The sequence below is a fragment of the Microcoleus sp. MON1_C1 genome, assembly GCF_036701945.1.
GTDB lineage: Bacteria > Cyanobacteriota > Cyanobacteriia > Cyanobacteriales > Microcoleaceae > Microcoleus.
In genome coordinates, this window is the sequence record NZ_JAUBRO010000131.1 from 1 (window position 1) to 1630 (window position 1630).

The following is a 1630-nucleotide window of genomic DNA, read 5'->3' on the forward strand; positions in this document are numbered from 1 at the left end:
TTGGAGTTTAGACTAAGCAGGTCAAAAAGTGCGCTCGCTGTTAGACTAGCGAACAGTTATCAAGAACGGCAATGGTCGCTGGCGAAAAGCTATCAAACTCAACCATAAAATAAATACCAGCGACCGTTGACGTTCTCGGAGACTTGCAACAAGAGAAAAAAAACTGCCTGCGATAGTTTCAACAGACAGCAGAGCGGGTAGAAGATTGAGAATTCAGCTAAAAAATCTCAAATCTACCTGCAATGAAGTTTGAACAATTACGAGAATTTCGTCAACTAGCTTACCAATGTCTAGGTCAAGCTAAAGATGCCACCTTTGAACTAGCAGACGCGGTAATGACGACGCGCCATGTCTCATGCTTAGGAGATTTAGCTCTCAATCCCTTATTTCGGCGTGAGTGGTCGAGTGTCTATGAAGCATTACAAGACTGTAGACCAGACCGAGAACAATTGATGCAACTATACATCCAGCAGATGTCAGAGGTAGAACGTCCAGTATTAGCGATCGATCATACGGCATGGTTAAGACCCCATGCACGTACCCTCAAAGAACGCACCTATGAACATCAACCCACAGCCTTACCTCACGGTATACCTGTCGGCATTGGTCAAGGATATAGTACGATCGCACTGATACCTGAAAGTAGTGGCAGTTGGGCGCTGCCGTTAAGACACGAACGTATTACGAGTTGGGACAACCCGATTAGTTTTGGCGCTCAACAATTGGCACAAGTATGTCAAGATCTTCAGAATAGACCTATCGCTCTATTTGACAGCGAGTATGGGTGTGCCCCTCTGGTGAAAGCCACCGCTGCGATCGCTGCTGATAAACTAATGCGTATTCGTTCTAATCGTTGCTTGTGGTCAACACCCCCAACCTATAGTGGTAAAGGACGGCCCAAAATTCACGGTCAACAGTTTAGACTGAACGACTCTCAGAGCTGGTGGGAACCAGAACAAGCTCTGGAATCGGTAGAGCCCAAACTCGGAAAAATCCGGTTAAAAAAATGGGATGACTTGCATTTTCGAGGTAGTCCCAAACATCCCATGACTCTGATTCTAGTCGAACGTTTAGAAACTGTAACGGGTCGATTAAATAGTCAACCTTTGTGGTTAGTTTGGGTTGGTATCCAAATGCCATCTCTAGCTGAAATTTGGCAACTGTATCTGCGCCGCTTCGCCCTCGAACATTGGTATCGGTTAGCGAAACAAACCTTACATTGGACTGTGCCGAAGCTCAGCACACCAGAACAGTGCGAACGATGGAGCGATTTGATGCCTTTACTCACCTGGCAATTATGGTTAGCTAAAGATTTAGTCAGAGAAATTCGTCTACCGCAGGCATTAGTCTCTGCCTGAATTGACTCCTGGAAGGGTTGTACAATCAATGCTTCCACTTTTAATCAGGATTGGAAGTCCGGCTGTTTCTCCCAAACGCCGAGGAAATTCCGATGGATGGAAAACAGGAAAACCGCGCACTCCAAGATGTCGCTATCCTGTGGTCAAAAAGGGTAAAGGTCGGTTCCAAAAATCACCAAAATTGATTAGTTAACCTAGGAAGCTCTCTCTAAATTCACCAGAATTTCTACTCAGCTAACGCTGAGTAAATTTGTGCTTAGTCTAAACTCCAA

The 1630-nt window shown here is 45.3% G+C and carries 1 protein-coding gene; it reads left to right on the forward strand.

From position 1 onward, the window contains the following. Positions 1-242 precede the first annotated feature (242 nt). The gene (locus QUA62_RS29145) at positions 243-1358 is read left to right on the forward strand and encodes an NF041680 family putative transposase (protein WP_333408274.1); all 1116 of its coding nucleotides are present in this window, start codon (positions 243-245) and stop codon (positions 1356-1358) included. Positions 1359-1630: the final 272 nt, after the last annotated feature.